This window comes from Ruegeria sp. BH6 (assembly GCF_056538105.1).
Genome location: NZ_JBQFSR010000009.1, coordinates 112,767 through 135,852, shown reverse-complemented (window position 1 = coordinate 135,852; position 23,086 = coordinate 112,767). Strand labels below are relative to the sequence as shown.

Sequence of the window (23,086 nt, the reverse complement as noted above, 5' to 3'; positions counted from 1 at the left end):
TAACTGCTTTGTTTTTACCGCCGCATTCGAACCCCTCAGAAAACGATCCGGGTTCTTAGACCGAACAGCGTAATGCTATCCTGAGTGGGGTTCAGCAGCGGGTCAGAAATGAACTGCAGTGATGGCGTGATCTGCAGTCCGGGCGAGATTGAAATCCGGTAGAATGCTTCGAGCGTGAACTGGTCACCGTCTATGCCTCTTGCCTCGGCCCAGTTCAGGCCCAGCCCGGCCAAATCAGTGTTGCGACCATAGTAGCCCAGACCTGCTGATACGGACCGGTCATAAAGCGCTGCGGTACCCTTTGAGGCCCCAGCCCGAAAGAACGGCATCCACTTATTGTCAACAAACCATGCGGCAGAGAACGCAGCGCCGTAATCTTCCGCTCGACTGCCATCGTCAGCCGCATCCGCATGCCAGAGGGTCAAATGGATGTTGTCGAAGTAGATGCGATCAAAGCCGGAGGTGTAACCAAATTCGAGTGATTTGAAGAGATTACCGTCGCTAAACACATCAAAGTTTGGATCAGACGGGTCGGCGTTTGCGTCTGAGACGCTGGCAACAGCGTAGAAGTTTTCGCTCAGCTTTACCCCACCGGCAATGCCAAGGCCTTGATTGGGTGTGTTAATAGTCGGATTGGTATTGAAAGACAGGTTTTGGAAACCACTGTATGGGCTGACCAATCCATAAATGTCCACAAAGTCCGTTACATCAATCTGGCCAACTTGCAGCGTCCACGAACCGTTCTCGGCCCTTTGAGTCCAGAACAGATTGGTCAGCAGCAGACCATTATCGTTGAAGGCTGTTCCCGTGATTGAAAGGGCTCCGCCATCCAGCCCCAAAAACTGTGGGGCAACATCGGTGTAGCTGTGCCGATCTTCGATCTTGAATGTCAGAGAGCCGCGTTCAGTTGCCTGCCAACTACCGTAGAAACGCGCAATTCCGCTGGCCGCTTCGCCGGTTCCCAGATCAGCATTTGTGGATTGGCCCAATGCCAAGTAATCAATGTTGAAGCGAAACCCACCCACAGCCAATCGGTCTTTCCATTGAAACCAACCCGGTGCGATATTTCGCGGAAAATCGGAACGATATTGTGGGTCGGTTAGCCCATCTCCGGGCTCTAGATCAGCTTCGACCGAAGATGGCCCGGATAGTCCCTGAGCCGACGCTGCGCCAGCGAAGGCAATGCTCAATGCGGCAACCAGAAGTCTTATCATTCAGACGCCTTTGCCCCGCCGGTCTTGCGATTGCCCGCCGCGCGGATGCGATCAGCGGCACGCTGCTTCCATTCCAGCCTATCTGCCTTGGTTTCCAGAGTTTCGACACTTTCTGCTTCCAACTGGAAAGTCGCGCTCATGGGCATCTGGCCATCCACAACCATCATATTCTGAACAGACGGATCGATCGTTAGCGTGCCTGTCAGCCGAACGGGTTCATGGAAATAGCTGGGTGCCCAGCCCCCGTTCAACCGCACACGGATCATCTGGTTGGGCGGAGGTGGAGGCATGTGACTGCACATCCCTCGTTCTGGTACCAAATATGCAACAGGCCGACCGTCTGGATCATTCGGAGCAGGAATGGCAAAGCCCGCCAGTGTGATTGTTTGACCGTCGAATTGCAGATTTCCGTTCGTCCCAGCCTTTCTTCGACGTTCCGTTACAACCTCTCGCTGATCGAGTAGCCAGTCGACATCAATTCCATCAGCCGCCAAGGCATCCTCAGTCTCGGTCAGAAACCCTTGCCATTTCTGCCTCTCTTCTTCACTGCCACTATCCTGCTGTAGCCTGCCGCGCAGCCGTACGACATAGAGAACATCGTCAAACTGTTCGGGGCTGAGATCTCGATAGGGGTCTTCAAAGACCTGCGCGGACGGGTCAGGCAGGTCAGACCAGTCCAACGCGGTTCCTGGCGTCGCCATGACAGGATGACCACACCAAACCAACCCTGCAAATACTAAGGAGCGAAACCAATAGTGCATAAATACTCTCCGGCTGTTTAGGCAGGTCAATCCAGTGTGTTTTTGTAGATGACGCCGTCCTTCATGATCAGGCGGATCGTATCTGGGCTTTCAGGCCTCGGATCGGCACCGAACCACTGATTACCCGTGCCAACAACCGAGAAGTCTTCAAGCGGGTTGCCGTCAATGAGCAGAATGTCTGCATAGGCCCCTTCCTCAATCACGCCCAATTTGCCTTCGGGATAAGGGTTCATAAACGGCCCCGACAAAGCGGCGATTTCACCGCCGGTGGACGTCATTGCGACCAATGAAGCGTGGGAGCCAAAGAACTCATTATTGAGATGCTTTTCATAGGCAATTTGAATATTGCAGGCTGCCACAGAACCTACGCAATCCGTGTGAAAACCTCTTTTGGCTGGGCACTCATTCATGTTTTTTATGTAGCCACCAAAAGCCTGCGTAGCGGACTGTGCCTTTCGTAAGCTGGCTGGGACATCTCGAATGGCAGGAATATCAAAGAGATTTGGATCAAATGCTGTGAGATTGGTTGTGATGTAGGCTCCTTTCTCTTCCATCAGCGCTGATATTTCACAATCAAACATGAACCCGTGTTCAATTGATCGCACACCAGCATTCAGTGCCGCCATGATCGTTTCCTTGCGGTAGGAATGGGCCATGACGTAGCTTTCGTATTCGTTTGCAACCTGCACGGCCGCTTCTAATTCTGCCGTCGATCCAGCCAACAACTGCCACGGGTCAAACGCTGAAACTACACCGCCTGATTGCATGTACTTCAGTTGTGTTGCTCCCATCCGGAAGTTGTTGCGAGCAAACTTGTACATTTCGGAGACACTGTCGACTTCTTGGGCCATATTCAGACGGCTGAAGTTTGAAGACTGGCCAACAGGCGCCGTAAAGTTAGCGAAATCAGCATGGCCACCACGTGTACTTAGAAAAGCAGCCGCAGGGTAGAAACGCGGCCCGGCAATGGTCCCGCTGTCGATTGCGCGACGAAGACCTCCATTAGCGCCACCTGCATCTCTTACAGTGGTAAAGCCTTGCATTAAGTACATCTCAGCCATTTGAGTGCCGTGAATCGCGAGGTCTTCCCAAGTGCTGTTGGCTTCCATTGCGGGCAACGTGGGTCCGGGCAGCATCAGGTGTGCATGATTTTCAATAAAGCCGGGGGTCAGTGTTCTCCCTTCTCCGTCAATAACCGTAGCATTAGGGGCGTCAATCGCTTCAGTTGATACAGACGTAATCAGGTTGCCCTCGACCAATACGCTGGCATTCTCGATACGCTGTTCATTCACGCCATCGAAGATATGCACGTTAGTAAACAGCGTCTGGAGTTCTTCTTGATCCTGAGACTGCGCGGACGCTGAAAAACAAAGTCCTGCAGCGACAATTGCCGTCGAGCAAAGCGACATTCGTAGACCGGACATAAGCACTCCCTTCATATTCATGTTTTGCCAACTGTAGCCCGGAAACCTTTGCCTCGGTTGCCAGTTTCGCATTAGGATGTTCGAATGTGACTGCAAAAATGGCCACATTGTAAATCTAGTCCAAACGAGGGTGACGAGCTTGCCTTTCAACTCCACCTCTCAAGAGCATAGCGAAGGCTTTATTCGCCTCTCCTTAGCTGCTCCGTTCCTGCAATATCTCACCGAACGTAAGATCAATCCGCAACCAGCACTGGATCAGGTCGGCTTGAAAGCCGAACTGTTGTCTGACCCATCCGTGTTCGTTCACTCTGAGTTGGTCTATGGATTGCTGAATTCCTTCTCAGAAGTGTCAGGGGATCGATATCTTGGCCTGAATGTCGGAGAGACGTTTGACTTGCATCAGTGGCCTCCATTCGCTCAGGCCCTGCAATCGACCGAGACGCTGTTCGAGTTCTTTACCCGTTTCGTCGGACTTGTACCGCAGGAGTCCAATTCTGTGCGGCACAGCCTTGTCGTTGAAGCGGACAAAGCGACTTATCGTATCGAGAGGCAACAAGAGCCTACTGTCCCACCCATTCAGGTGACCGGATTTGGTGCGGCAATCTATGTACGCCTATTTCAGACCGTCGTCGGAGATGCCTGGGATTCTTCCCGTGTACGATGGGAAAGCAGATACATCAACGGTCTGCCTATCAACTACAAAGGGATCGAGGTTGGCCTTGGGACCGATCCCGGAATGCAAATTAGTTTTCCTGTGGAATGGTTGTTTTTGCACCATGTCTCTGAGGGCCCTGCCAAGCCCATCGCCTCACAGCGACAAGATGAAGAAGTAACAGTGGTAGCTGCTTTGCGATCTGTATTACGCGACAAACTGGATGAAACCGATTTGGGGCCGGAGGCGATGGCGGGATTACTGGGAATACAGCCGGAACGGTTTTTGAAAGCGCTTCAGCGGCAAGGCACAACGCTCCCACGCGAAGTCAAACGGCTGCGTGTCGATGTCGCCAAGGAGCACCTCAAAGAAGGCCAGATGACAATTGCGGAGATTGGTTTGATGCTCGGTTATTCCGACAAGTCCCACTTCACTCGCTTTTTTCGTGGCCAGACCGGAATGACACCGACTGCTTTCCGGAAAAAGTAGCGGCTCTGATGTTCCGAAAGGGAAGTCAGATCAAACCAAACTGTCTGCGGGAGTATGAAATGGAGGCGGCGTGTTAGTTGATAACGCAAAGGTCAAATTCAACTGATGTCCAACGTCGGGGGCGCCTTCTGATGTCGAACGTTCACCTAGTTTCTGGTCCAACTGTGACGGTTGGGTCAGGTTCGTGTGACGTTCAACAGGAGATGTGGAACGTCAGTGATATTTGACTCAATCGACAGTCAAAACCTCAAGAAATGCTCAAATCACGTCATTCAATTTTGCCCCAAACGTCAAGCATTTCTGGCCCAAAGCGGTTAATGGCATTTCATCGGTGCTGGAGTTGATGTCTCATTTTTTACCTGCCCCACCCAGCGACTGACAAACGGGGATTTGACTGTCATGGAATTGAGAAGGTTAGTAAGATCAAGGAAATTACGTCGCGACAGAACCGCGTTGGGTGTCTTACGCTGAGCCTCCAAGCCTTGCCGATGTATCCTCCTTGGCATTGCCTTCAGCCATTCGGTGGAAAGCTTTTCGCCAACCCTCAGCAAGTTCTTCCATCTGAGACAAAGCCTCGGCATCTTCCGGCAGAATGCGACGAGTCAACCGTGCGCGTGTAACAGCCAATACAGACCAATTGGGATTTGGCCTTTCAGACAAGGTGATCCGATCACCGGCGCCAACTTCGCCAGGTTCGAGTACACGATAGTACCATCCGGTTCGGCCCGTCTTCTGAAACTGGTACGGCATTTCCTTGCGCCCGGTATGTAGTCCAAGTTTCCAGCACGGCTGCCGCCCCTGGCTAATTTGAACTACAGCCGTCCCGAGTGACAGGATGTCCCCGATGCAGAGGTTTTCCTCGGTCAGCCCCGTTGTTGAAATGTTCTCACCAAACGCCGCTGGTATTGTGCCGGGTGCCATTAGGCCCTCTGCTTGCCAGGCTGAATAGTGATCAAGTGCATAATGATGGATGGCTTTGTCTTTACCACCGTGTACGGTCAAATCCGCCTGCGCATCGCCTGCAAAACCGAGCGAGGTAACAACCTGCCGGCCGTCCACCCGATCTTTCTGAATGGCCGAAGACGGTTTGCCTTCCCAGCGATCTTTGATGGTTCCAAGGAAAATGCCGTCGATGTTTGCCGACAGTTCAGGATGGTTCATCTGGCTTCCTCGTGCTCAATGCAGATCTTGTCTTTTTCGCCGGGCTCCAATGAAACACCCAACAATTTGCAAAAACCGTTTTCCGTCGTGACATCATGATGGGCGCAGGATTTGCATTGTCCGAAGGATCGGCCTCCATTTACGGCCAAAGCCAGACTGAGGCCTTGCATCAGACCCTGCTCAAGCATGGCTTGGTTTTCTAAGGGCATATCTCCAATTGCCTGAGCAACAGGATTTGGCTGACGTACGATCTCGGCCCCTTCTTTTGTGAGTTCGTAGGATATCGACCGCTGATCGTGTTCTTTGCGGTGCTCTTCTACATAGCCTTTGCGTGCCAAAGCCTTGAGCGTCTGTGACATCGTTCCACGGGTTGTACCGATGTACTCTGCGACATGCGACGGCGAGCGCGAGAACATGTTCGCCTCAGCGAGGTACTCGAGCGCCATCCTCTGAGTCGGGTTCAGATCTCCCGCCCATCCTTCGGAAGCATCAATTCGGGCCAGACGGTTGATCAGTGTGCGTATGCGATGATCTGTGTTCATAACACTTTTAGTAGCGACTCGAAATTATAGTTGCAATGTATTTCTCATTATAGTAGCGACTCGCTATCTTTTAATTGGAGGCACCCATGAAACTTTCAACGCTCACTTCTACTTTGGCTCTGCTCATCGGCAGCACAGCTCTTGCTGATGGGAACCATGCCATTCATCAGGATGGCGCGATCATATCTTCTGCTGACGCCAGTAAAGTCGCGGATTTTGACATTCTGGCCGCGCACGCGCACCGCAATGGAAACACGGTCACTTTTCACATGACCACGAATGGATCGGCTGGTGCCTCGGTTCCGGCGGCAACTGGAGAGGTCGGTGGTTCAGACGTCTGGTCATATGTCTGGCCTACGTCTTTGGACCCTTCGGCCGTTGGGTTCGAAGGCGGCACAGGCATCCTTGCAATGGCCGCAACCAGTCATCCAGATTTTGATGACACACCGCTCTTTGACGAGAACGGTGACGGAGATCCGGCCAACGACGGCATCGAATGGCACAGCCATTGGGTTGTGTTGACCCCGACCGAAGCGTGCGGACCCGACGCGCTTGCGGTGCGTGACATCCCCGAAGGTTCCACACCCAAGCTACCTGCGACATGGCCTGGGTTTCCAATCCTTCTGGATAGCCCTGGGTTTACGCCTTTGTTTGACGGCCCTGAAATCTCGGTGAACGCAGGCTTCGCCAGCGACGTCGAACTGGAAGGTGTCGCTTACGATGGCGTCACTTCGGCCTTGCGTGTGAACGCTAATATCCATGCTCCCTTGCTGTGCGTCACAGATGTCTTCGACGTCGCATCCGGTGATCTGAGCCTGCCGGGCAAGATTCACTAACATTCGATTGCGCAGCCGCCGAACCCACGGCGGCTGCCTGCTACTGAGGACAAAGAAAATGCAAGCACCAGAGTTAGACGTCACGGAATGGTTCAACACAGACACGCCCCTAACCCTAGAAAACCTAAAAGGACGGGTTGTCGTCATTGAGGCCTTTCAAATGTTGTGCCCAGGATGTGTCCTGCACGGTATTCCCCTGGCGCAGTCGATTCAGAGGACGTTTCCTGAAGAGAAGGTAGCCGTAATTGGCCTGCACACCGTGTTCGAGCATCACAACGCTATGACACCGGTGTCTTTGCAAGCTTTCCTGCATGAATATCGCATCACGTTCCCTGTCGGCGTGGACAAACAGGGCGCAGGACCGTTGCCAAACACGATGTCTCGCTTTGGCATGCGCGGCACACCAAGCCTTGTCCTATTAGATCAGGCGGGGCAGATCGTTGCGCATCACCTTGGTCAGGTTTCGGAACTTCAATTGGGGTCCGAGATTGGCAGTCTTCTGACACAGGAGGTCGTGTCGACCAAAGGCGGCACCGTCACTGTTGATCAAAGCGAATGCAAACCAGGTAGCTGCAATGTGTGATCGGGCCAAGGTGCCCACATATGGAAATCGTTTTTTCCAAGCGCCATCGCCAAACCGTAGTTTTGTCTTACACGGCGACGAAAAGCCCAAAAACACCAAACGGTGCTCGCTACCCAACAACCCACAGCGTCAGGCAAGTCCCAAAAGATCGGGGACTTGCCAATTGTTTTTATGCCAGGTCTACACACTCGATGCTCAAACCAAGCGCGCTTGCCACACCGGCACCATAACCAGGATCGGCCTTGAGACAGTTCGATATGTGGCGGATCTGAATTTCCTTCCTTGCAGCGCCAATCGCGCGGGCAGTGTTTGCGAACAACACTTTTTGCTGCTCCGGCGTCATCAGGCGGAACAAATCACCGGGTTGCGAGAAATAGTCATCATCCTCGCGGTGGTTCCAATGATCCGCAGCACCTTCGATGGACAAAGGTGGTTCGGAGAAATCCGGTTGCTCGGACCATTCGCCATGCATATTGGGTTCATAGCCAATCCGAGATCCGGCATTGCCATCGACCCTCATCGCTCCATCACGATGGTAGGAATGATACGGGCAACGAGGCGCATTCACCGGGATCTGGGAATGGTTGACACCCAACCGATACCGCTGAGTGTCGCCATAGGAAAACAGACGTCCTTGCAGCATTTTGTCCGGCGAAAAGCTGATACCAGGTACAATTGTAGAAGGCGCAAAGGCCGCCTGTTCCACTTCGGCAAAGTAGTTCTCGGGGTTGCGGTTCAATTCCAGCTCGCCAACCTCAATCAGCGGATAGTCCCCATGCGGCCAAACCTTGGTCAGATCAAATGGGTTGAGGTGGTATGTACCCGCATCCTTCTCTGGCATGACTTGGACGTAGAGCGTCCATTTGGGAAAATCACCGTCTTCGATAGCATCATAAAGATCACGCTGATGGCTTTCACGGTCACCAGAGATGATTTGCGCAGCTTCTTCGTCGGTAAGGTTTTTGATCCCCTGCTGGGTTTTGAAATGGAATTTGACCCAGAACCGTTCGCTGTCCGAATTGATAAAGCTGAATGTGTGGCTGCCAAAGCCGTGCATGTGCCGGTAGGTTGCGGGAATGCCGCGATCAGACATAACAATCGTCACCTGGAGCAAAGCTTCGGGAAGGCTGGTCCAGAAGTCCCAGTTGTTATCCGCACTGCGCATGTTGGTCCGCGGATCGCGTTTGACCGCGTGGTTAAGATCGGGAAACTTCAATGGGTCGCGAAGGAAAAACACTGGAGTGTTATTGCCCACCAGATCCCAGTTTCCTTCCTCAGTGTAAAACTTGACTGCAAAGCCGCGAATGTCCCGTTCAGCGTCCGCCGCACCGCGTTCTCCTGCAACGGTCGAAAAGCGCAGGAAGAGATCCGTCATCTTGCCAACATCAGAGAACAATTTGGCACGTGTATAGCGTGTGATGTCGTGGGTCACTGTGAACGTACCGTAAGCGCCAGACCCTTTGGCATGCATCCGGCGTTCGGGGATCACTTCGCGATCAAAATGAGCCATCTTCTCAAGAAACCAGACATCCTGAAGCAGCGCAGGACCACGCGGCCCCGCCGTCAGAGTGTTTTGGTTGTCGGGCACTGGCGCGCCAAATGCGGTGGTCAGTTTCGGTTTGCTGGTCATGCCAATCTCCTGAGTTGGTATTGGCAGAACAAAACCGAAAACCGCCAAATTACTCCAACTTATATAAATTATCCGATCGATAATCAGAGGTGATGCATGGCAAGAAGAACCTCGGTTGCCGGTCTTTCACTCAGAGATCTTGAGTACATTCAAAGCATTGCCGAAGAAGGTCATTTTGGCCGAGCGGCTGATATCTGTGGGGTTTCACAACCTGCAATCAGCCAACAGGTATTGAAACTAGAGGCCCGACTTGGATTTTCGATTTTCGAACGTCAGGGCAGGCATGTCTCTTTGACGCAAAATGGCCGGATAGTCCTGCAAAAAGCAGAAATCCTTCTGAGCGAGGCCCGTGAGCTGTTGGAATTGTCGCTGAACCTGAGTGACAATCTGGAAGGTGATTTGAAGTTTGGTGTACTTCCGACCCTTGGTCCTTACTTATTGCCGCTCATCCTCAAGTCACTCAAAGCCGCTTATCCCAAGTTAAGGCTGTCACTATTCGAAGAACCCACGCATGTTCTTGAAGAGATGCTCACCAACCGGGCTCTGGACGCTGCGCTGATCGCAACTAACCCGAAACAGCCTGCACTAAGTGCGCTTGAGCTGTTTCATGAACCATTTGTTTTTGCCTGTCCCAAGGATCTGGATCTCAAACCCAATGAAAAGGTTCGCTGGTCTAAGGTTTTGTCCTCACAGCTCGTTCTACTTTCTCAAGAACACTGTCTACGGGATCAGACCGTTGCGTTTTGCGACCGGATTGACCGACCAGGACAAAGAGTTGCCAGCAGTCTTGAGATGCTCCGGCAAATGGTCGCGCTGGGAGAGGGTTGCGCGCTTTTTCCGGCATTGTCTGTGAGTGGCCCCGACCGTTTCGGCGGCCTAGCAACAACACATCCCATTGCGGATGGGGTGTTTGGCCGTTCTATCAGGCTGGCATGGCGCGACAGTGACCCACGCACGGGATCGCTTGAACATTTCGGGACTTTCATTCAGACCCTTATGGCTGCCCCGGAAATGGCGCGGTATTTGAACGGAAAAGCTTAGAGCCTGACCAACCACGGAAAAGGCAATATAGCGTTTCTTTGAGGGCAAGCGTACAAGTCACCATCAAAGAAACGCCGTTGGTCTGTCACTGCAGGGATTCCAGATAAGCCAGCAGGTCTGAGATTTGCTCCGGTTTCTTTATTCCGGGAAAGGACATCTTCGTGCCCGGCAGGTACTTTTTGGGAGACGCTAGGAACCCGGATAAGCGTTCTTCATCCCAAACAAATCCGGCTTCCCCCATCGCTGTTGAGTATTTGTAACCATCAACAGCGCCAGCTTCTCGGCCCCAAACACCAAACATCGTTGGGCCCACTTTTTTCTTACCTTCGTCAACTGCATGACATGCGGCACATTTTTTGAAAACTTTTTCGCCTGCCGCCGCGTCGCCTTCTGCGGCAACGCTTTGAGCACCCGCCAGCGCTATTGTTACAGCCACAAGAATACCTCGCATGAGATCATCCCTTCCTTTTGATTTCAGATATTTGAGAGTTCAGGTTTGGACCGAAACTGCAGTCGGTCTTGCTTTTCGGAACAGGCTTCTCATTTCCCGAATGCCAGCCCAAAAAAGAAAACCGATCTTCAGAAATTCAGACGCGACGTAGAGCAGATGCAATGAACTGTCCTCGACTGGTTGACCCGCGATGATCAAAAGCGTCCGCGCGTTCAGCAAAGGAAGGAGCCAAAGCCTTTGAAATCCGAACACGCAGAGCGCGACAATTAATGACAACGACGGTTTCTGGCGGAACGACAGAAGAAGAACTGCAATTAGTAGCGTGCAAAACGCCTCGAATACGCCAATCCACAGGAATTGCATCCGCCCAACGTCCAAGGCGACCGGCAATGTCAATGACGGGGCTTGGAACTTGGCCGGAGCCGCTATCAAGTTACCGCTCACTGCGGCGCCCATCCAAACAGAGATAGTCGCAATCAGTGCAATGCGGGCGGCCTCAAAAAGAGGCTCGGCATGGGACTGTCGGTTTTTTGAGACAGAGATTTTGACAGGTTGTGTCACGCTCATGATCGCGTCCTCACTAGACAGGGTGTTTGGTTGACGCGTGTGTTGCGGCGCCCTTAACCGTGGGTTTAGAAGCCGCTCGCCAGTAGCCGTAGCCCATGATCCCGGCACCGGCGAATGCGTTGCCCAAGGTGACATACGTCAAATTGTGGGCGGCTCCGGCCAGGGTGATGCTGTCGGGGTGATCTGAGATCAGCGCCAGTGAAAACACGGTCATGTTCGCAACGCTGTGTTCAAACCCCGCAGCAATAAATGCATAAAGACACCAGAAGATGACGATGCATTTGGTAACGTCGTCTTTTGCGCGCGCCGAACACCACAAGGCAAGACAAACCAGCCAATTGCACAGGATCGCTTTGGCGAACAGCTCCAACTCGGTGCCGTGCATCTTCTTGATGGCCACCTTATAAAGCAAAGCCTCTTCGCCTGCCCCTAAGATAAGTCCACCACCGCCTGCGACGAACAGCAACGCCAGCAATATGGCCCCGATCAGATTTCCTGCCCAACTGACCAACCAGCAGCGCAGCACATCCCACCAAGCAATACTTTTGGCCAGCAATCCGTGCGTCATGTACATGGTGTGACCAGTGAACAGCTCGGCCCCTGCAAAAACCACAAGGGTTAAGGCGATACCGAAGCTGGCCCCCATGACGATGGGACGGATGGATGGATCCGCGCCCTGCCCAACAGAAAGGATCAGCAAGATACCGGCACCAACAAACGCCCCGGCTTTTAAGGCGAGGATCAGAAAGGCAATTGGATCTGCACGCAGGTTGACGCCTTTCTCTTGCGCCAGTTCTGCGAACCCAATGACTGTGTCAGCATAGGTCATTTCGTATTACACTCCACAGCTTGCGCAGCCGGTCGCGTTCGACCTTTGGCCACTTGGATTTCCAAACAGGATCGGGATAGCCCAGAGACAGGCCAAGCATGCAGCGAGGTAGAGAAAGGCCATGCCCAGATCCTTCTGAGCCGAGACCAGATAGGAGTTGCAAATCCTGACCGGCGCATGCGTATACAGAAAACCCAGCACACCCAGCATCGACAGCGCATTCGCCTTCAGAAATCCGCGAAGCACCGGGCCCAGCCAGGGCCAGGACAACTTCAGCAGTGCCCCCAACAGCAAAGGCAAGCTCAGATATTTAGTAAGTTCCCCTGTCGGCGTCAGCGCCCAATCAACGTTTCTAGGCAGCATCCAGAACAGAAATACGGTCAAGGCCACAAGTAGCAACGGAACAGCCCATTCACGCCGGACCTGCCTGTTCCAAGCCAACAACACCCCGGCTAGAACCAACAATGGCATCTGCACCAGGACATGCTGGATCGGACTTTCAACAACCGCATAGCGAAGTGCAACGGCCTCGGCAGAGGCCAGGAAGGCCAAGCCAAGCAACTTCATGAGCTGCGCTCCTCCAAATGGGTCAGAACAGCGTCGATCGCATCGGTGTCATACACCGCCGAAAAGCGGCCCTCGCTGTCAATCACATGGATTGCGGCATTGTGCTGAAACCCGCCCCATTCATCGGGAATGACAGTCACGTCAAAAAGCTTCAACAATGCCGGCAACTCTTCTGGCCTCGGCCGCGCAACGGTCCACATTTTGCCGTCCGCCTCATGGGCTTCCCCGTAAATCGTCATCTGATCGGGCGTGTCTCGCTTAGGATCAAAACTGACCGATATCATCCGGACGGGCTCTCCACGCTGTTCCAATTGATCTCGGATCTTGGCAAAGTCTGCGCCTGCAATCTGGCAGATGTCGCCGCACACGGTGTAGATGAACTCGACCAAAACCACCTCCTCCCCTTGCGGTAACAGGGGCATCAACTGACCTGACATGTCTTCCAGTTGCAGGGCTGGAACTGGACGCGGTGCGCGCACCACGTCCAATCTCCGAGCGGCTTCGCTGGTGAAAGCCTGCCCTCCATCTGTGGCATGCCAGAGAGTTCCCAAGCCGATGCTCGCGACCAGAACCGAGGGAAGAGCGCGCGCAATCATCAGCTGTCACTCCGCCCAAGACGCAGCACAAAGCGCAGAACAAAGAGCAATGTTCCCAACACGACCAGCACGCCGAACAAGGTGCCAATGCGGTCGTGGGTCAGCCATTCTTCGTAGTGCACTGCCCAGCGACGCGGGATCGAAGCCGCACCAGAGAAGAGAAACAACGTCACAAACCCAGCGGCGCCTGCGAGGTAGGTCACAAAAGCGACCCGGTCCAACCCGCTCATCTGGGCGATGGTTTTGCCTCGGACCAGCCAGGCCATGAACCCAAAGGCCATGGCCACTTCGCCCAGCAGCAGGTAGGTGTGGAAATGCCCCGGGACCCACATTGTATTGTGCATCACTTTGTTCACACTGATCATCCCGTCGATTGACGCGGGGATTGAGCCGACCGACCAGCCTGCCACGGACAGAACCAGCAGTGAGGACGTCAGATCCCAGGTCATTTTCGAACCTCGCACATAGAGGAACGTAGAGAATGCCGTGACCGCGATGAGGGGAATGCCGCTGAAGTATGAGACCAGTTGCCCGACCACCAGCATCCAGGGTGGCATCACCACATCCTGAAGCAGATGGTGCCAGTAAACAGCCATCACGAAGATCAGAACTGCATTCCAGGCAATCGCAAGCAGACGGTTCGATTTCCACGGTTTGCCGGTGTATTCCGGCAGGATTTCATACACCGCAGTGACGGCCATGTAGATTGAGGCATTGATGAAAACGTGGCCAAAGAAATAGATCAGGTTCTTGGCCAACAGCGCGTTTACTTCAAAACCCGGCACCAGCAGGTGGACAAGGCTCGCCACCAACACCGCGGCACCTAGGATTATCCCGATCGAATTGAAAATAGTCACGGCCGCCGCCGCGATGATTGTTGGCGGCGGAGGATTTTTGTCCTCTCGCCCTAGGATCAGGTTCCAGCCCATGGCGCGCAAAAGGCTGCCATAACGGGCATGAATCTGACGACCGAGCTCCAGATAATACAGCAGAAAGCCAACGCCGATCGAAACATATCCAAGCATGAACGCAGCAGCCGCGCCGGCTTCCCACGCTCCGCCTGACATCGCGGGCAAGGGAAACAGGAATGTCCATGCGCCGCCATATCCGCCGATGAAGATCGAGCCTAAGATCAGGACGACGCCCAGCAGAAACAAAGCAAGGAAAGCCCAAAAGATTCCAGCCGTCAGAACGATATGACGCCCGCAAAAATACCACATGATTGCGGCGCCAGACAGTGCAGCTGTACCAACCATTCCGGCGCCATGGGCCGTCAGCAACTGGTAAAACAAAGCCGGATCCACTTCGATCCATTGGCCCTGCGCAGCACGCATGATCAGACCAAAGACCATCATCAAAGCAAAGACCGCGCCTGAGAGGATCATGGTAAGCTTGACTGCCCCAGCCTGCGGTTCAGTGACGATTGATTTTTCCGCGACAAGTTCAGATACAGCGCTCATTTAGTCCTCCACCGCGACGACTTCGAATTCGTTGACCATGTCCTGATGCGCCACCCCGCAGAACTCCATGCACAGGACTTGGTAAGTGCCGGGTTCATCGAACGTGTAAGAAACTTCGGTTGTGTAACCGGGGATCACTTGGACCTGCGTCAGAAGGCGGAGGTCTGAAGTGTAAATGCCCAATCCGTGGGTAACATCTTCGGTCGTGGCGCTAAAATTGATGGGCGTTCCAACAGGGATCTCAACTGTGTCGATATCCCACCACCACTGCCCGCTGGTGATGGAAACGGTGATGGCATCGTCTGTACTGGCCAAAGCGTGCGGCCATGGTCGCAATGAACCGACTGCCACGATTACTCCAACAATCGTCATTGCCCAGATCAAGCCCGCACGCTTCGAGTTGGCATTGGGTCCTGCTTCCGCCCCGTTCGAGGCGCGCGCGGCCTTCCAGAAGACAAGTGACAGCGCTGCCATCAGGATCAGCGAGATCAAAAGTACAACAGGCTGCATGAGCCATCTCCTTTATTAAGCATTTTAAATACCTATTATAAAGACTAGAAAAAGATGTCAATGAAATAGGCATTTTCAAAGCCTATTTTTTATGAGAGATATAACTATGCAAATTACCAAGTTTTCCGACTATGCCTTGCGCATCCTGATCCATCTTGCCACCCACGAAGAGGGGTTGATGTCGACCCGCGAGATTGCGGCTATGCAAAACTTGCCCTTCAATCACCTGGCCAAGATCTCCCAGTGGCTCACACACGAGGGCTACGTAGAATCCGTTCGTGGACGCAACGGAGGAATGCGAATGGCCTTGCCTCCCAATGCGATCTCGATTGGCGGCCTGCTGCGAAAATCCGAACGCGGCACCCCTTTGGTTGAGTGTATGAAAGAAGACGGAGGCTGTTGTGTGATGACGCCTGCCTGTGGGTTGCTGCCAATCCTGACTGAAGCTCAGGAGGCGTTTTTTACTGCCTTGGACAGCAAGACATTGCAGGATGTTTTGGAAGGAAATCGCGGAATGAAAAACCTGATCCGAGCGCTAGAAGTTAGTCATGCGCTGGCTTCAGATCATTAATACGCAAATTGAAATCGTATAAAACCACGATTTTCATTTGGCTGCACCAGGCACGGCACCCTCAATCGCCTGCCCTTCCCACGCCTCGAATGCCATCGACAGGTGCCATGCCTTGAACCCGATGTAGCCGGCCAACAGGACCATTATCATCAGATACATTGCCCTTCGGAATCGTGGATTCTCTTCAGCTTGGTACATCTTCTGCATTCCAGAGTAAGTACAGTGTCAGCATTCGGATCTGAGCGTCACTCAAACGTCCGTCCCACGCCGGCATCACCCCCCGTCGGCCAAAATGGATGCTGTGATAGATGGCGTCCCGGTCGCCCCCATAGATCCAACTTTCATCGCCCAAATCTGGCGCGCCGATCTCGTAGCCCCCGCGGCCGTCATCTCCGTGGCAGGCCGCGCAGTTTTCTTCAAAAACCAATTTACCGGCTTCGGCCGCCGTCGCATCATGCTGCTGTCCAGAGAGGAACAAGACAAATTCTGTGACTTCCTCAACCTGTTGATTTTCGATCATGCCATCCGCACCAAAGGCAAGCATCTGTGCGATCCGTGTATCGTCATGCTGCGCATTGATTCCATATCGAATGGTCGCCTCTATCTCTTCCGGCGTGCCTGACCATAGCCAATGACGGTCCACCAGGTTGGGAAAGCCAATCTGCCCTTTCAGATCATTCCGGTGACAAGCCGCACAGTTGTCGGCGTAAAGCTTGGAAATAGACGCGCCATATCGCGCCTCAAGCGTCGGATCGGCGGCCAGCTTCTCTATATCCCCGGACGCGAAAGGCGCGAATGTCATTTCTCGACTCGCATCCGCCTGTTGAAGTGCCGTCGCAACTTCTGCACGCGAGGAATAGCCGAGCATCCCCTTCGCGTAGTCACGCACACTCGGGAAAGATGGGTAAAACACCCAATACAGCGCTGCTATGATGATACTGATCCAAAGCGCCCATCGGGCAGCCCAGGGAACAGGTGTATCCAACTCTTTGATACCGTCCCATTCGTGGCCAGTCAGATCGGTGCCGGAAACGGAATCCTTTTCCTTCATCGACATGGCTGATCCTCCTCACGATCGAGTGGGGATTGGGCGGCATCGTCGTAAACCTTCCGGCGCGAGGGCCAATAGGTCCAAACAGCTGCAGCTAAAAAGACGGCCAGCAGGTAGATTGCGCCCCAAGTCTTGGAGAAAACGAGAACCGTATCATGTGTCATCGCTGAACCTCCTCAAGATTTAACGAATCCAGATCGGCCAATGTGCCAAGAACCTGAAGATAGGCTACAAGGGCATCCATTTCCGTCAGCCTGCCCGGTTGCCCGTCATAATCCCGAACCTGAACGTTTTCACCGTAACTTGCCTGCAACTCTCCTTCAAAGTACTGCTCAGCATCCGCCTGCCATGCGGCGTCCGTTTCGGCGTTTTCGATCTGGGTGTCCGTATAGGGCACACCAGCCCGGCTGAGGGCTTTCAGCGAGGCAGGTAAATGTCCAGTCGCAAGACGCGTCTCGGACAAATACGCATATCCCGGCATGATTGACCCCTCGACGAGGTCTCGCGGCGCCTCCAAATGCGCCACATGCCATGCGTCAGAGTATTTGCCACCAATGCGCGCCAAGTCCGGCCCTGTACGTTTCGAGCCCCATTGAAACGGATGGTCATACATGCTTTCGGCAGCCAGACTGTAATGTCCATAGCGTTCGATGTCCGACCGCAGGGTGCGGATCATCTGGCTGTGGCAGGCATAGCACCCCTCGCGGACATAGATGTCACGCCCGGCAAGTTCCAGCGGCGTGTAGGGCCGCATACCTTCGACCTTTTCCACTGTGTTTTCGATCGTGAACAACGGCGCGATTTCGACAATTCCACCGATCGATGCAACCATCAGGATTGCCATTGCAAACCCAAGTGAATGGCGTTCGAGTTTTTGGTGCTGAGTGCTCATTGGGACTTACTCCGCTGGCAGCTGGACCAATGGTCCGGCTTCCCGGGTTTGGGCCTTCTTCGGCCCACTCACAGTCATGTAAATATTGTATGCACCGATGCAGGCTCCGATCAGATACAACAGCCCCCCAATCGCGCGGGCGACATAGTAGGGATGCATCGCGATCACACTGTCGAGGAAGGAATAGAGGAAAGCGCCGTCCGCATCATAGGTCTGCCACATCAGCGATTGCGTGATGCCGCTGTTCCACATCGCGCCGACGTAAATCAGCGTTCCGCTCAGGGCGAGCCAGAAGTGCCAGGCCTCCAGCCGCAAGGAATATACGCCGTCCCGCTTCCATATCCAGGGCACCAGTTTGTACAAGGCACCAAAGGTGATGAAGGCGACCCAACCCAACGCGCCGGCATGAACGTGCCCAACCGTCCAGTCGGTATAGTGGCTTAGCGAGTTTACCGGGCGGATCGCCATGAACGAACCTTCAAATGTCGACAGCCCATAGAACAGAATTGCGACCATCATGAACCGGACCGCCGGGTCCGTCCGGACTTTATCCCAAGCCCCGTTGATCGTAAGGATGCCGTTGAACACAGAGGCCCAGCTGGGAACCAGCAAAATGATCGACATGGTCATGCCAAGGTACTGAACCCAATCAGGCAGGGCTGTATAATGCAGGTGATGCGATCCGGCCCAAAGGTACAAAAATGTGATCCCCCAGAACCCCACAATCGACATGCGGTATGAATAGATCGGCCGGTTCACCGCTTTGGGCAGAAAGTAGTAGAGCATCCCCAGGAACCCTGCCGTAAGCAGGAAACCAACCGCGTTGTGCCCATACCACCACTGCGTCATGGCATCCTGCGTCCCCGAAAAAAGCGAGTAGCTTTTGGGGTAAGCGATGGAGACGGGCACCGAGAGGTTGTTCACCGTGTGCAGCATCGCGATGACGACAATGAAAGCCAGATAGTACCAGTTGGCCACATAGATATGCGGCTCTGCCCGACGCGAAAGGGTCTTTAGGTAAAGCGCGAGGTACCCTACCCATACAACCAGCAACAAAAGATCCGCGTACCATTCCGGTTCCGCATATTCCTTGGATTGGGTAATCCCCAAGGGGTAGCCGGTCGCCGCAAGGACCATGAAAAGGTTATAGCCCCAAAAGACCATCCAAGGCAGCGATTCACTGGCCAGTCTTGCCCGCGAGGTGCGCTGCACCACGTAGAACGAAGTTGCGATTAGGGCATTGCCGCCAAATCCAAAAATGACCGCAGACGTGTGTACCGGACGCAACCGGCCAAAGTTCGACCAGAAAATATCCCCGTTCAATGCCGGAAAGGCCAGTTGCCAAGCTAGAATGTCTCCGACGGTAAAACCAACCAAGGCCCAAAATAGAGCAGCTATGACACCGAAACGCGTGACCTTGTCATTATACTCAAGCGGGATGTCCCGGATTTCTTCACTCATTCGGGTGATCATCCAGATCAACCCCCAACCGCCGAAGATGGCGATCATCCAGCCATGCAGCACATAGGCGAGAGGTACACCCCAACCAAGAATGGCCACTCCGCCGATCAGAACAATGGCAAGAGCACACAGGACCAAAACGTTTTCGACAGTATTGTTATTCAGCATCTGGCCGCTCCTGCCGGTGGAAACGCACTTCCAATGCGACCTCTCCTATGGGGTTCACAGAGTGAGTTTCCTGGGGCGCAAAGACCGCCGTATCACCCGCAGCCAACACCAAGTCATCTTTGTTGTCCCGACGCAGCAAAAGCTGGCCGGATTGCACTGCCAATTGGCCCCAGACACCGGCTTTCGTGCTGTGATCCTTGCGCAATTTTTCTGGCAGAGTGTCGTGCGTGAATTGCGAAGTCGCATAGTGCACCACGCCTTCTGGAAGGGCTTCTGTCATTGTGCGTCTCCATGGAAAAGCTCTGCATAGGCATGCCAGGTTGAATATCCCAGCAAAGGGAAAACTACGGCCAGCCCTAGCAGGCCCGTTAAAATCCCCAACAAAGTCAGCGCGGTAATCGCACTTCCCCAACACAGGCAAAGTCGAAAATTATGAGTGGTGGCATTAAAACTCAGCGCCATGGCTGAGAAGCCATCGATCTTGCGGTCTACAAGCATCGGAAGCGAGAAGGCTGAGACAGCGAACCCCAACGATGCAAACAATCCGCCAATCAAAGATCCAGAGATTAACAAAGCCCAGCCCGAAGCTGTGCTGATCATCAGCAGCAGAGTGTCAGCGAAGCCAGAAAACGGGCGCAGACCATATACAATGGCGAACATGACTGTCGCGGCACGTATCCAAGTCAGGGCAAACACCATGAGGATCGCGCCGACCAAAGCAATCTGTCCTTTCGCGACAGCTGGTCCAGTGTCACCGCTCGCAACCGAATACAAACCAACGGTTGCAATGGGACCAACAAGCACGCCACCAGCCAAAAGTGGCAGCAGAACCCAACCTTGACCGCTGAGCAAAAGACCCGCGACACATGCCCATCCTAACAGAACAAGCGCAATGCCGTAACATATCGAATACTCAAGGTTCGCTCTGAAATCGCGCCATCCCGCTCGCAACCAACGTTTCACGACTTGGATTGGCGGCTCGGTAATGACCTGCGCTTTTGAATATACCGATATGGTCATGACAACACCGGCGGGGCACCCACCTCGCGACGAAAGTTCTCGATCCCAAAGGTCAAACCTTTACCGATCCGGTTGGTCAAATGAGTAAAAGCTTGAGCGGTATCTGGCAGCAGAACCTGATGTGCCGTTTCGCCAAACAGATCGAGCCACAAGGGAAAATGCTCGGGAAGGATGTCTGAATTCGCCAGATGAGCCTGCATTGGATTTCCGGAATACCCGGGCTCCCTCAGGATCGCGCCGCGCCAAAACGATGCGATCTTTTCTTCGTGCGCTTTCCAATCCTGAATGGCCTCATTGAACACGGGACCCAATACAGGATGCACCCTTATCTGCGTGTAAAACCGGCAAACCAATAACTCAATTTCCTCAGCGGAAATTTCAAACATCTGTGGTTTGGCAAGCATCGCAGGGGTCATCAGAATCTACTCCATTTCGGGCACCCGGTTTCTGCCCCCTTTAATAGGTATTGTCAATACCTATTAAAGGGGGCGCTGGTACCCCACAGATACTCAACCCGCCTCTCAGACGGATCGTCTTGCCGCAGATTCCGCGTAAGCTCCACTTCGCAGGGAAAAAACATCATCTAGGGGTGCCCTAACTCCTTCAGGCATCCGGGTTGGGTCGAACACCTTTTTGGTGCTTTCAGAACGATCATCAGGTAGCTCAACCTGAATTGTCCCAAGATCAACCATGGTATGTGTCCCACTCCAAGGCACAGTCGGATCAGACACATTGTCAGCGGTGTTCGCGATCACCAACTTCAACGACCAACGGGCGGGACCATCGCAGAGCTTTTCGAGGAACCTGTCATGAAGGAAATCATCCGAGAGGGTTTCCATCTCTTCCTTGCTCAATGCCAAACGCCCACCCTCCGGCTCCAGCAGAATTCGGGCAGAGATTTCCCTTCCACTCCAATCAAACCGATAAGCATGACCAGAGTGGTATTGTTCAGACGAATAACAACGGCACGGCACAACAGACTTCAGATATTGTTGGTGTGGCACCGTGTTGGGGTTTGCCTCATTAAAGACTTCTACCAACTTCGGATCCGGGGCACCGGTGTCCGGATCAGGAATACGAGCGGCAAGAAAAGCCCGGAATTGTGCAGCAGAGTTGGCAAAGAAAACCGGGTTCGAAATTAACGTCAGAACCCAAGACTCTGATCCTTTTCCGATCTCCAGCCCAATCCCGCGCACCGTAGGGCTTTTGTCACTGATGCCCGGTTTTCCACCCCCAACGGAGAAGCGCGCCGTAACCTTGCATTCATTGTTCAACATCGGGATTTGAACTCTCGGCTCCTCCGCAGCAGGACAGAAACGCCCCTGTGCTGTAAACCCCTTTGCGTGTGACGCGCGATAGCCATTGTGACGGCCAAACGTTCCATTCAGTGCGTCGATCAGTGTTACTGCCTGTGACATGACGTCCTCCTTGATCAGTTATCGAGCAGGCCGGGAAACCCTCTTTGAGATGGCTTTATTGCCCATGCATTTTGCTCATTGAGAATTCGTATTTCCGGCAGCGCAGAGCATCACAGGAAATCGATTGATCCGCTGATTCAGTGGATTCGAAGTTATTCTTTTTCAGACAGCCGTTTTCCCACACCATGTGCGTAGATCAACGATCGTGCTTGCAACATGGGATCATTGGATGGCGCAAAGCCTTCACTCAAGATCAGCGGGTCAAAGTTGATCTCGTCACACTGCCCGTCAGCCTCAGTCATCGCAGCATTCGCTGTGAAACGCGCAGCAACGATTTCTGTGTGATCGCCGGTCCACTGAACAGAGGGATCTTCGACATTGTCATCAGCGTTAGCCAGAACGATAACCATGTCCCAGGACACACCCCCGTTGGCGATATTGGCCTGCATGTTTTCAATGAAGAAGTCGGGGTGAGTGTCAACAACGATATCTTCCTGCCCCGATGGGCGGAAATAGAATCGCATCGCAGTTTCTTGACCCGCGTCATTTACAAGGAGGAAAGAATTCACGCTGTAGTAGGTTGTACCCTCATGGGGTCGAAGCGATTTATCCAACGCGCCATGATACTCGCTGTAGGTCTTCAATGTAGGATTAGCGGCTGCAAACGCCTTGGTTGCGTCCGCTCCAGCAGCCTTGGAACGCAAAAGTTCGATGAACGCTTTGCTCGTCGGCACCGGAAAGAAGTGTTCCGTGTTCATGGCAATCACGTGCAGGTCATCATCCGGCGTCGTGATCTCCATCGATAGCCCAAGTAGCCCGTATTTGTCGTCTGCTGGATTCGCCTTACCACCCTTGTGGGACACCCGAGCAATAACCGAAGATTCACTAGTGAACAAAGTGCTGTTGGAGTACGTTTCAATCGTCTCGTCTAAGGGTGTAAGCGTGCCCTCAACGCAAAATCCTTTGGTGTGATTGCGGCGTTTACCTTCAGTCACACCAAACAAGTCTTCGAAGGCAGCGAAACCCTTCTCAAAGTCAAAGTCACCTTCTGCGACGGCAGGTGTCGCCACCACAGAAATGCCAATAGCTATAATGCTGCGTCTGATCATTACATCCTCCATTTTCATTTATTTGCTAGCTAATATTTAGCCTCCTAATTATTTGCAAGTAAAAACTTCAGATGCTAAAAGGT

The 23,086-nt window shown here is 53.4% G+C and carries 28 protein-coding genes; 5 read left to right on the top strand and 23 right to left on the bottom strand.

Annotated features, from left to right (window positions below; all coding sequences use genetic code 11):
• Nucleotides 1–35: 35 nt before the first annotated feature.
• The 3 genes from ACR0B8_RS17355 to ACR0B8_RS17345 form a co-directional block, all read right to left on the bottom strand.
• Nucleotides 36–1,214, bottom strand: coding sequence for a carbohydrate porin (locus ACR0B8_RS17355; RefSeq protein ID WP_226689147.1), 1,179 nt, complete (start codon nt 1,212–1,214; stop codon nt 36–38).
• Nucleotides 1,211–1,915 (bottom strand): DUF3299 domain-containing protein, encoded by a 705-nt coding sequence (locus tag ACR0B8_RS17350; protein WP_226689148.1) that lies wholly within the window; start codon nt 1,913–1,915, stop codon nt 1,211–1,213. The genes ACR0B8_RS17355 and ACR0B8_RS17350 overlap by 4 nt, the downstream gene beginning before the upstream one ends.
• Nucleotides 1,916–2,001: 86 nt before the next feature.
• A complete protein-coding gene (locus tag ACR0B8_RS17345) occupies nt 2,002–3,399 on the bottom strand; it encodes an amidohydrolase family protein (protein ID WP_226689149.1) in 1,398 nt (465 codons plus the stop codon).
• Between the two features lie 139 nt (nt 3,400–3,538).
• On the opposite strand from ACR0B8_RS17345, the gene ACR0B8_RS17340 reads away from it, so the two are divergent.
• Entirely contained in the window at nt 3,539–4,540 is a 1,002-nt protein-coding gene (locus ACR0B8_RS17340; RefSeq protein ID WP_226689150.1) for a helix-turn-helix domain-containing protein, read from the top strand.
• Nucleotides 4,541–5,002: 462 nt separating this feature from the next.
• Here the strand turns inward: ACR0B8_RS17340 and ACR0B8_RS17335 are convergent, their stop codons facing one another.
• Together ACR0B8_RS17335 and ACR0B8_RS17330 are read right to left on the bottom strand one after the other, a co-directional pair.
• Nucleotides 5,003–5,701, bottom strand: coding sequence for an MOSC domain-containing protein (locus ACR0B8_RS17335; RefSeq protein ID WP_226689151.1), 699 nt, complete (start codon nt 5,699–5,701; stop codon nt 5,003–5,005).
• On the bottom strand, nt 5,698–6,117 hold the full coding sequence (locus tag ACR0B8_RS17330) for a MarR family winged helix-turn-helix transcriptional regulator (RefSeq protein WP_413247485.1): 420 nt from the start codon (nt 6,115–6,117) through the stop codon (nt 5,698–5,700). The genes ACR0B8_RS17335 and ACR0B8_RS17330 overlap by 4 nt, the downstream gene beginning before the upstream one ends.
• A gap of 212 nt (nt 6,118–6,329) precedes the next feature.
• Between ACR0B8_RS17330 and ACR0B8_RS17325 the strand changes: the two genes are divergently transcribed.
• Together ACR0B8_RS17325 and ACR0B8_RS17320 are read left to right on the top strand one after the other, a co-directional pair.
• Nucleotides 6,330–7,079 (top strand): hypothetical protein, encoded by a 750-nt coding sequence (locus ACR0B8_RS17325; protein ID WP_226689152.1) that lies wholly within the window; start codon nt 6,330–6,332, stop codon nt 7,077–7,079.
• Nucleotides 7,080–7,137: 58 nt separating this feature from the next.
• Nucleotides 7,138–7,662 carry a redoxin domain-containing protein gene (locus ACR0B8_RS17320; protein ID WP_170362175.1) on the top strand — a complete coding sequence of 175 codons (525 nt, stop codon included), beginning with the start codon at nt 7,138–7,140 and terminating at the stop codon, nt 7,660–7,662.
• 169 nt (nt 7,663–7,831) lie between these two features.
• On the opposite strand, the gene ACR0B8_RS17315 is transcribed toward ACR0B8_RS17320, so the two are convergent.
• Nucleotides 7,832–9,292, bottom strand: a complete 1,461-nt coding sequence (locus ACR0B8_RS17315; RefSeq protein WP_226689153.1) for a catalase — start codon at nt 9,290–9,292, stop codon at nt 7,832–7,834.
• Nucleotides 9,293–9,388: 96 nt separating this feature from the next.
• Here ACR0B8_RS17315 and ACR0B8_RS17310 point away from each other — a divergent pair, with 96 nt between their 5' ends.
• Nucleotides 9,389–10,333 (top strand): hydrogen peroxide-inducible genes activator, encoded by a 945-nt coding sequence (locus ACR0B8_RS17310; RefSeq protein ID WP_226689154.1) that lies wholly within the window; start codon nt 9,389–9,391, stop codon nt 10,331–10,333.
• A gap of 85 nt (nt 10,334–10,418) precedes the next feature.
• Here the strand turns inward: ACR0B8_RS17310 and ACR0B8_RS17305 are convergent, their stop codons facing one another.
• Genes ACR0B8_RS17305 through ACR0B8_RS17275 form a run of 7 tightly spaced genes read right to left on the bottom strand, consistent with a single transcriptional unit; the run spans nt 10,419 to nt 15,313 of the window.
• Nucleotides 10,419–10,784: a c-type cytochrome gene (locus tag ACR0B8_RS17305; RefSeq protein WP_170362178.1), complete on the bottom strand. Its 366-nt coding sequence runs from the start codon at nt 10,782–10,784 to the stop codon at nt 10,419–10,421.
• Between the two features lie 39 nt (nt 10,785–10,823).
• Nucleotides 10,824–11,351, bottom strand: coding sequence for a hypothetical protein (locus ACR0B8_RS17300; RefSeq protein WP_226689155.1), 528 nt, complete (start codon nt 11,349–11,351; stop codon nt 10,824–10,826).
• 13 nt (nt 11,352–11,364) lie between these two features.
• Nucleotides 11,365–12,180, bottom strand: coding sequence for a formate/nitrite transporter family protein (locus ACR0B8_RS17295; protein ID WP_170362180.1), 816 nt, complete (start codon nt 12,178–12,180; stop codon nt 11,365–11,367).
• Between the two features lie 6 nt (nt 12,181–12,186).
• On the bottom strand, nt 12,187–12,747 hold the full coding sequence (locus ACR0B8_RS17290; protein ID WP_170362181.1) for a hypothetical protein: 561 nt from the start codon (nt 12,745–12,747) through the stop codon (nt 12,187–12,189).
• Nucleotides 12,744–13,343, bottom strand: coding sequence for an SCO family protein (locus ACR0B8_RS17285; RefSeq protein WP_170362182.1), 600 nt, complete (start codon nt 13,341–13,343; stop codon nt 12,744–12,746). Before ACR0B8_RS17285 ends, ACR0B8_RS17290 begins: the two co-directional genes overlap by 4 nt.
• A complete protein-coding gene (locus ACR0B8_RS17280) occupies nt 13,343–14,803 on the bottom strand; it encodes a cbb3-type cytochrome c oxidase subunit I (protein ID WP_226689156.1) in 1,461 nt (486 codons plus the stop codon). The genes ACR0B8_RS17285 and ACR0B8_RS17280 overlap by 1 nt, the downstream gene beginning before the upstream one ends.
• A complete protein-coding gene (locus tag ACR0B8_RS17275; RefSeq protein WP_170362184.1) occupies nt 14,804–15,313 on the bottom strand; it encodes a cupredoxin domain-containing protein in 510 nt (169 codons plus the stop codon). It abuts the gene before it with no gap.
• 106 nt (nt 15,314–15,419) lie between these two features.
• On the opposite strand from ACR0B8_RS17275, the gene ACR0B8_RS17270 reads away from it, so the two are divergent.
• A complete protein-coding gene (locus tag ACR0B8_RS17270; RefSeq protein WP_170347428.1) occupies nt 15,420–15,884 on the top strand; it encodes an RrF2 family transcriptional regulator in 465 nt (154 codons plus the stop codon).
• Nucleotides 15,885–15,917: 33 nt separating this feature from the next.
• Here the strand turns inward: ACR0B8_RS17270 and ACR0B8_RS17265 are convergent, their stop codons facing one another.
• The 10 genes from ACR0B8_RS17265 to ACR0B8_RS17220 all read right to left on the bottom strand — a co-directional run bounded on the left by ACR0B8_RS17265 (nt 15,918) and on the right by ACR0B8_RS17220 (nt 23,003).
• Nucleotides 15,918–16,043, bottom strand: a complete 126-nt coding sequence (locus tag ACR0B8_RS17265) for a hypothetical protein (RefSeq protein WP_264187355.1) — start codon at nt 16,041–16,043, stop codon at nt 15,918–15,920.
• Nucleotides 16,044–16,068: 25 nt separating this feature from the next.
• Entirely contained in the window at nt 16,069–16,941 is an 873-nt protein-coding gene (gene ccoP, locus ACR0B8_RS17260; RefSeq protein WP_226689157.1) for a cytochrome-c oxidase, cbb3-type subunit III, read from the bottom strand.
• Nucleotides 16,932–17,099 carry a cbb3-type cytochrome c oxidase subunit 3 gene (locus ACR0B8_RS17255; RefSeq protein WP_226689158.1) on the bottom strand — a complete coding sequence of 56 codons (168 nt, stop codon included), beginning with the start codon at nt 17,097–17,099 and terminating at the stop codon, nt 16,932–16,934. Before ACR0B8_RS17255 ends, ccoP begins: the two co-directional genes overlap by 10 nt.
• Nucleotides 17,096–17,827 (bottom strand): cytochrome-c oxidase, cbb3-type subunit II, encoded by a 732-nt coding sequence (gene ccoO, locus ACR0B8_RS17250; RefSeq protein ID WP_226689159.1) that lies wholly within the window; start codon nt 17,825–17,827, stop codon nt 17,096–17,098. The genes ACR0B8_RS17255 and ccoO overlap by 4 nt, the downstream gene beginning before the upstream one ends.
• 6 nt (nt 17,828–17,833) lie before the next feature.
• A complete protein-coding gene (gene ccoN, locus ACR0B8_RS17245; protein ID WP_480659174.1) occupies nt 17,834–19,456 on the bottom strand; it encodes a cytochrome-c oxidase, cbb3-type subunit I in 1,623 nt (540 codons plus the stop codon).
• Nucleotides 19,446–19,736 (bottom strand): TehB family protein, encoded by a 291-nt coding sequence (locus tag ACR0B8_RS17240; RefSeq protein WP_480659172.1) that lies wholly within the window; start codon nt 19,734–19,736, stop codon nt 19,446–19,448. The genes ccoN and ACR0B8_RS17240 overlap by 11 nt, the downstream gene beginning before the upstream one ends.
• Complete coding sequence (locus tag ACR0B8_RS17235; protein ID WP_480659170.1) at nt 19,733–20,476, bottom strand: DUF2189 domain-containing protein; 744 nt, start codon at nt 20,474–20,476, stop codon at nt 19,733–19,735. The genes ACR0B8_RS17240 and ACR0B8_RS17235 overlap by 4 nt, the downstream gene beginning before the upstream one ends.
• Nucleotides 20,473–20,892, bottom strand: coding sequence for a group III truncated hemoglobin (locus ACR0B8_RS17230; protein ID WP_480659168.1), 420 nt, complete (start codon nt 20,890–20,892; stop codon nt 20,473–20,475). The genes ACR0B8_RS17235 and ACR0B8_RS17230 overlap by 4 nt, the downstream gene beginning before the upstream one ends.
• Before the next feature lie 105 nt (nt 20,893–20,997).
• Entirely contained in the window at nt 20,998–21,894 is an 897-nt protein-coding gene (locus ACR0B8_RS17225; protein ID WP_480659166.1) for a catalase, read from the bottom strand.
• Nucleotides 21,895–22,046: 152 nt separating this feature from the next.
• The gene (locus tag ACR0B8_RS17220) at nt 22,047–23,003 is read right to left on the bottom strand and encodes a catalase (RefSeq protein ID WP_480659164.1); all 957 of its coding nucleotides are present in this window, start codon (nt 23,001–23,003) and stop codon (nt 22,047–22,049) included.
• Between the last annotated feature and the right edge of the window lie 83 nt (nt 23,004–23,086).

Bases quoted from the DNA above. Each gene is read 5' to 3' on its own strand.
- ACR0B8_RS17355 (WP_226689147.1), bottom strand. From the start codon at position 1,214: ATGATAAGACTTCTGGTTGCCGCATTGAGCATTGCCTTCGCTGGCGCA.
- ACR0B8_RS17350 (WP_226689148.1), bottom strand. From the start codon at position 1,915: ATGGCGACGCCAGGAACCGCGTTGGACTGGTCTGACCTGCCTGACCCG.
- ACR0B8_RS17345 (WP_226689149.1), bottom strand. From the start codon at position 3,399: ATGTCCGGTCTACGAATGTCGCTTTGCTCGACGGCAATTGTCGCTGCA.
- ACR0B8_RS17335 (WP_226689151.1), bottom strand. From the start codon at position 5,701: ATGAACCATCCTGAACTGTCGGCAAACATCGACGGCATTTTCCTTGGA.
- ACR0B8_RS17330 (WP_413247485.1), bottom strand. From the start codon at position 6,117: ATGTTCTCGCGCTCGCCGTCGCATGTCGCAGAGTACATCGGTACAACC.
- ACR0B8_RS17325 (WP_226689152.1), top strand. From the start codon at position 6,330: ATGAAACTTTCAACGCTCACTTCTACTTTGGCTCTGCTCATCGGCAGC.
- ACR0B8_RS17320 (WP_170362175.1), top strand. From the start codon at position 7,138: ATGCAAGCACCAGAGTTAGACGTCACGGAATGGTTCAACACAGACACG.
- ACR0B8_RS17315 (WP_226689153.1), bottom strand. From the start codon at position 9,292: ATGACCAGCAAACCGAAACTGACCACCGCATTTGGCGCGCCAGTGCCC.
- ACR0B8_RS17310 (WP_226689154.1), top strand. From the start codon at position 9,389: ATGGCAAGAAGAACCTCGGTTGCCGGTCTTTCACTCAGAGATCTTGAG.
- ACR0B8_RS17305 (WP_170362178.1), bottom strand. From the start codon at position 10,784: ATGCGAGGTATTCTTGTGGCTGTAACAATAGCGCTGGCGGGTGCTCAA.
- ACR0B8_RS17300 (WP_226689155.1), bottom strand. From the start codon at position 11,351: ATGAGCGTGACACAACCTGTCAAAATCTCTGTCTCAAAAAACCGACAG.
- ACR0B8_RS17295 (WP_170362180.1), bottom strand. From the start codon at position 12,180: ATGACCTATGCTGACACAGTCATTGGGTTCGCAGAACTGGCGCAAGAG.
- ACR0B8_RS17290 (WP_170362181.1), bottom strand. From the start codon at position 12,747: ATGAAGTTGCTTGGCTTGGCCTTCCTGGCCTCTGCCGAGGCCGTTGCA.
- ACR0B8_RS17285 (WP_170362182.1), bottom strand. From the start codon at position 13,343: ATGATTGCGCGCGCTCTTCCCTCGGTTCTGGTCGCGAGCATCGGCTTG.
- ACR0B8_RS17280 (WP_226689156.1), bottom strand. From the start codon at position 14,803: ATGAGCGCTGTATCTGAACTTGTCGCGGAAAAATCAATCGTCACTGAA.
- ACR0B8_RS17275 (WP_170362184.1), bottom strand. From the start codon at position 15,313: ATGCAGCCTGTTGTACTTTTGATCTCGCTGATCCTGATGGCAGCGCTG.
- ACR0B8_RS17270 (WP_170347428.1), top strand. From the start codon at position 15,420: ATGCAAATTACCAAGTTTTCCGACTATGCCTTGCGCATCCTGATCCAT.
- ACR0B8_RS17265 (WP_264187355.1), bottom strand. From the start codon at position 16,043: ATGTATCTGATGATAATGGTCCTGTTGGCCGGCTACATCGGGTTCAAG.
- ccoP (WP_226689157.1), bottom strand. From the start codon at position 16,941: ATGTCGATGAAGGAAAAGGATTCCGTTTCCGGCACCGATCTGACTGGC.
- ACR0B8_RS17255 (WP_226689158.1), bottom strand. From the start codon at position 17,099: ATGACACATGATACGGTTCTCGTTTTCTCCAAGACTTGGGGCGCAATC.
- ccoO (WP_226689159.1), bottom strand. From the start codon at position 17,827: ATGAGCACTCAGCACCAAAAACTCGAACGCCATTCACTTGGGTTTGCA.
- ccoN (WP_480659174.1), bottom strand. From the start codon at position 19,456: ATGCTGAATAACAATACTGTCGAAAACGTTTTGGTCCTGTGTGCTCTT.
- ACR0B8_RS17240 (WP_480659172.1), bottom strand. From the start codon at position 19,736: ATGACAGAAGCCCTTCCAGAAGGCGTGGTGCACTATGCGACTTCGCAA.
- ACR0B8_RS17235 (WP_480659170.1), bottom strand. From the start codon at position 20,476: ATGACCATATCGGTATATTCAAAAGCGCAGGTCATTACCGAGCCGCCA.
- ACR0B8_RS17230 (WP_480659168.1), bottom strand. From the start codon at position 20,892: ATGACCCCTGCGATGCTTGCCAAACCACAGATGTTTGAAATTTCCGCT.
- ACR0B8_RS17225 (WP_480659166.1), bottom strand. From the start codon at position 21,894: ATGTCACAGGCAGTAACACTGATCGACGCACTGAATGGAACGTTTGGC.
- ACR0B8_RS17220 (WP_480659164.1), bottom strand. From the start codon at position 23,003: ATGATCAGACGCAGCATTATAGCTATTGGCATTTCTGTGGTGGCGACA.